Raw genomic sequence first — 4,047 nt, 5'->3', positions numbered from 1 at the left:
CTTCTTTTTCCTTGCTCTCTTTCTTCTTTTTGCCCTTCTCTTTCTCCTTTTCTGCTTCTTTCTTTGCTTTCTTTAGTTCTTCAGTTAGTTCCTTTAGTTTTTTCCTCAGTAATTTGTTCTCCTTCTCAAGCTTCTCTATCCTCTGTTCATATTTTTCTAGTAAACTGTTTATTGTCTCTTGTTGCCTCTCAATTATTTCAAGTAGTTTATCTATTCTACTACTTGTTTCTTTTTTCTTCATAATGGATACCCTTGGTAATAGTTGTCTTCTAATTTGTAGTTCAATTTCATTCTAGGATGAATTTCCTTAACTTTTCTGACAAATGTTACTTCTTTCCAATTTGCATTTATCCAATTATATTCAGCTTCAACTTTTATCTTCAATGGGTCTTGTGCTAAAAATATCCTCAGTTTACTACCAAGTGGTACTCCTTTTAATATTATATCCTCAGTTTTTTCACCTTCAGCAATTTGCCCATTAAGCTTAAAGCCTGGTGGTACTAATTCCCCTTCTTCTTGTGTTTTAAAGTAAAACTTCTTGCCCAAAATCTGGAAATATCCTTCTTTCTCTTTTTTAAGGCTCCCTAACTCATCTCCCTCAAAATGTTGGTTTATTTTAACACCTAAAATGGTAAAATTAAGATACTCTGGTGGTTTTACATTAGTTGCAATACTGTCAGTATCACAATAATACACATTCCTATACCCAATTTGCTTTATAATATTATATAAGTAAACCCTTGCAAAAGCTGTTACTAAACTGGCAATTGCTACATTTCTTCTCTTCTTAAGCTCTTGCCTTACTGTATAAAAGCCCCAATCAATTTTGCTTACTATCAAGCCCTCCTCAATTTCAAGTCTTTCCTTGTTATCTTTCTCAGCAAATTTTCTATCTAATAATTTTATTAACTCCTCATCTTGTATTAATCTTCTTCTCTTTTTATGCTCTCCCCATTTACCATAAAGTGAGTTAAGTAATTTTTTGTATAGATAATACTCTGGGCTACCTTTTGGGGCTTTTTGCTTTAATGCATAATACTTATCAACAAAATCAACAAAAATGGGGTAAGTATAAAACCATAAGCTTCTTTTTACCTCTACTTCTCCTTCACAATCACTTTCTAGAACTTCAAGCTCTGGGCTTGTTATCCAATACTCTCCTTTGCTGACTTGTGTCACTGATTCTTCATTATTAACTTCTGTCCTAACTACAATTGGCATAAATTCATTACTACATTTCCATTTTACCAAATGTAGGCCTATTAGGCCATCTTGATATGCTTTAATTAAATCCCTCACTCTTTTATCATCCTTAAACTTATATGGGTACTGGAAAAGTTTCATGACAGTGGGATATAATGAATTAACATCATAAAATGTTAAATAAGTACTAGTTAATGTTATTTTTAAAGCCTCAGTTCTCCCCCCTCTATAACTTTGTAAAGCCTCCTCCCCATTTACCTCTGGGTCTGGCTTATAATATAATGGATATATAACTTTATTATAATCAGCTTTTCTGGATAGTATTTCTCTATTCAAATTAAAGGCAATTGAGGGCAAACTTACTTCAGTTCTTATCTTGCCAAACAATTTGTGAAAATTTTCCATTATTTTCAGCAAAATTAAGGCATCATTCCTTGCTAATTTAGGTCCTTCAATACTTACCCATTTATTCCATTCTTTTATTTTACCTTCATTTATTAGGTAATAGGGGGCTTCATCCTTATAATTTGGGTCTACTCCTATCTCCTGGTAGTCTTCCTCTTTCAAAAATGTTTTCCTTAAACTCTCTAATTTGCCATCTAGGTAATTTAGACTATCTCTTATTTTCACATTAAAGTTAAAACTCAAATTAATTGGCTTATCAAAACTAATCCATCTGATTAAATCCTTATACTTACTTAAGCTTAACAAGCTTAAATCATACTTTGCATTATGTATATATACAATTGTTTTTGGGTGCTTTTTAAGGAATTCAATAAACTCATCACTACTTCTTATAATCTTTGTGTAATACTTATTTCCCTTCTTATAGGCAAATGCCCCATAAGCTAACTTATAAACTAATTCCCCATTCTCTCCCTTCTTAACAAAAGCCTCTGAATCATAAGCCATCAAATGTTTAATTTCCTTATGCCTCCCCATTCCCTTCATCCCTCCAAAACCATAACATTTATATTAAATAATATATAATAATGAATATAGAAAAAGCCCCATTCCCTTCATCCCTCTCCATCTTTCTCCCCCTCACAAAACTCTTGGTATAACTCTTTTATCCTTCTGATTTCCTCCTCAATCTCCCTCTTCAAATAAGCCTTGATATTCTTAACATTATAAGGTACATAAAAGTAAATCTCACCATATCCCCACTTATTCACATTAAAGGTTGGTATATGGTTATCATGCCTTTTCACTATTATCCTTATTTTATTAGTATTGTAAACTAAGCCAACCTTAGTTTTTTCAAGCTCATTTAGATGACCTAATATCTCTTGAAGTATAGGTATAAGCCCTATATTAGTCTCTGGATGATTATCAATTTCCTTAATACCACTATTACAAACCATTTTTACTCCCCCAATTCTAGGCTTTTATTTAATGAGAATATTAGCCCCTCAATTCCTTCCCTTGGTTCTTGAATTCTTACATACTCTATTCCATTTTCATTTGTTATTTCAAGCTTATGCTTATTAGCAAATGTTACAATAAGTACTTTATTGCCCTCAACATAATACAATCTATCATTATCAATCCTTAAGTCTTTTATGTGTGACTTTGCCCATTCCAACAGTTCTTGCCTATTCATATACTATTCCCCCTCTTTTCTTTATCTCAGTCTTTAACAATTCTTTAGCTTTGTTTATTACTTCAAACAATTTATCAGATTTTACATTTATGACAATAAACAATTGATTAATGGCATATACTTCATCCTTCTCAGCACCAACAAATATCTTACATTTATAGAAATAATCAGTCCATTCTAGCCCTTTTCCCCATACATAATAATATGGCAACTTCTTTAGGCATACCTTTAGGGTATCTAATGGCATTTGTGTATTTTCCCCCTCTCCCCCATCAAAAACATTAGGGGGTGAGGAGTACCCTTTTATCTCAATTGGGCTCCTCTCCATCCTTCTCCCCAAATTTCTCTCTCAATTCAAGTATAAAAATCTTTCTTCATTTTTTACTCACATTTTTGAGAAAAAATAGGCCTAATTTGAGCCAAAAGTGATGAGCCATTTTTAATCAATTAATGAGAGATATGAGTACTCAAGTATTGGCTGAGCAAGAGCAACAAGAGGCTGAAAAAGAGCCAAAAGTAATTAGGAAAATTTACCTTGTTGAGAGAGTAGGCAAGTATAATAAAAAAATGATACCTCTTACCCTTGAGGATTTGAGGGAAATAGTAGAGCAAGAGGATATCAAAGAGGCTGAAAAATACCTTCAAATGGCTGAAAATGAGTCAAAAGTAAGCCAAAAACAAGAGGCTAATAGTAATGCAATTTGGATTGCCTTGAGCATTATAGGCATTCTTTTCATTATAGGGCTTATCATTTACTGGTTTATGTTTAAAGAGCCTTTGCCCTTAAATGGTGAGACAAATGGGTAAGAAAAAAGAGAATGAAAATGAATTAAAAGCAATAGAATTAGGGAAAATAACTATACTTATACCAGCAAAAGAAATGAAAAAGTTAGAAAAACTGGCTGAATTTATGCTTATCCTTTTACCTTTACTTCTTTCAAATTTGAGTCATCAAATGAGTGAATTAATGGCTGATGATGAGCCTAATGAGCAAGAAATGGCTTAAGGATTTGTTAATTTTCCTTATCTTTTTAGGTATTGCAATATGGGTTAATTGGGAATATGTTAAACACATGATAAGAAAATATGTTAAGTATATGAAAAGAAAACAAAAGGTTTAAAAAAGTAAGAATCAAAAAATGATCATATGGCCCAAATTATAATGGAATTAGAGCAAAACAAGCTTGCACAAATGGATGAAAACTTACTAGGCCTAATTTTCTACAAGGTTCATCAATGTG

The 4,047-nt window shown here is 32.1% G+C and carries 7 protein-coding genes; 2 read left to right on the top strand and 5 right to left on the bottom strand.

Features of this window, described 5'->3' with window-relative positions:
* The 5 genes from QXE01_11935 to QXE01_11915 all read right to left on the bottom strand — a co-directional run.
* Positions 1-241 (bottom strand): hypothetical protein (locus tag QXE01_11935; GenBank protein MEM4971948.1); only part of this gene is annotated, 241 nt, incomplete at its 3' end.
* Positions 238-2,154 carry a DNA polymerase gene (locus QXE01_11930; protein MEM4971947.1) on the bottom strand — a complete coding sequence of 639 codons (1,917 nt, stop codon included), beginning with the start codon at positions 2,152-2,154 and terminating at the stop codon, positions 238-240. The genes QXE01_11935 and QXE01_11930, both read right to left, overlap by 4 nt.
* Positions 2,155-2,222: 68 nt before the next feature.
* Positions 2,223-2,567: a hypothetical protein gene (locus QXE01_11925; GenBank protein MEM4971946.1), complete on the bottom strand. Its 345-nt coding sequence runs from the start codon at positions 2,565-2,567 to the stop codon at positions 2,223-2,225.
* 2 nt (positions 2,568-2,569) lie between these two features.
* A complete protein-coding gene (locus QXE01_11920) occupies positions 2,570-2,806 on the bottom strand; it encodes a hypothetical protein (GenBank protein MEM4971945.1) in 237 nt (78 codons plus the stop codon).
* Positions 2,799-3,134: a hypothetical protein gene (locus QXE01_11915; protein MEM4971944.1), complete on the bottom strand. Its 336-nt coding sequence runs from the start codon at positions 3,132-3,134 to the stop codon at positions 2,799-2,801. Before QXE01_11915 ends, QXE01_11920 begins: the two co-directional genes overlap by 8 nt.
* Positions 3,135-3,280: 146 nt before the next feature.
* Between QXE01_11915 and QXE01_11910 the strand changes: the two genes are divergently transcribed.
* The gene (locus QXE01_11910) at positions 3,281-3,613 is read left to right on the top strand and encodes a hypothetical protein (protein ID MEM4971943.1); all 333 of its coding nucleotides are present in this window, start codon (positions 3,281-3,283) and stop codon (positions 3,611-3,613) included.
* Positions 3,606-3,812, top strand: coding sequence for a hypothetical protein (locus QXE01_11905; protein MEM4971942.1), 207 nt, complete (start codon positions 3,606-3,608; stop codon positions 3,810-3,812). Before QXE01_11910 ends, QXE01_11905 begins: the two co-directional genes overlap by 8 nt.
* The last annotated feature ends 235 nt before the right edge of the window (positions 3,813-4,047 follow it).

The sequence above is a fragment of the Sulfolobales archaeon genome (assembly GCA_038897115.1).
Lineage (GTDB): Archaea > Thermoproteota > Thermoprotei_A > Sulfolobales > AG1 > AG1.
This window is presented reverse-complemented; position numbering and strand designations above follow the sequence as displayed.

Bases quoted from the DNA above. Each gene is read 5' to 3' on its own strand.
- QXE01_11930 (MEM4971947.1), bottom strand. From the start codon at position 2,154: ATGAAGGGAATGGGGAGGCATAAGGAAATTAAACATTTGATGGCTTAT.
- QXE01_11925 (MEM4971946.1), bottom strand. From the start codon at position 2,567: ATGGTTTGTAATAGTGGTATTAAGGAAATTGATAATCATCCAGAGACT.
- QXE01_11920 (MEM4971945.1), bottom strand. From the start codon at position 2,806: ATGAATAGGCAAGAACTGTTGGAATGGGCAAAGTCACACATAAAAGAC.
- QXE01_11915 (MEM4971944.1), bottom strand. From the start codon at position 3,134: ATGGAGAGGAGCCCAATTGAGATAAAAGGGTACTCCTCACCCCCTAAT.
- QXE01_11905 (MEM4971942.1), top strand. From the start codon at position 3,606: ATGGGTAAGAAAAAAGAGAATGAAAATGAATTAAAAGCAATAGAATTA.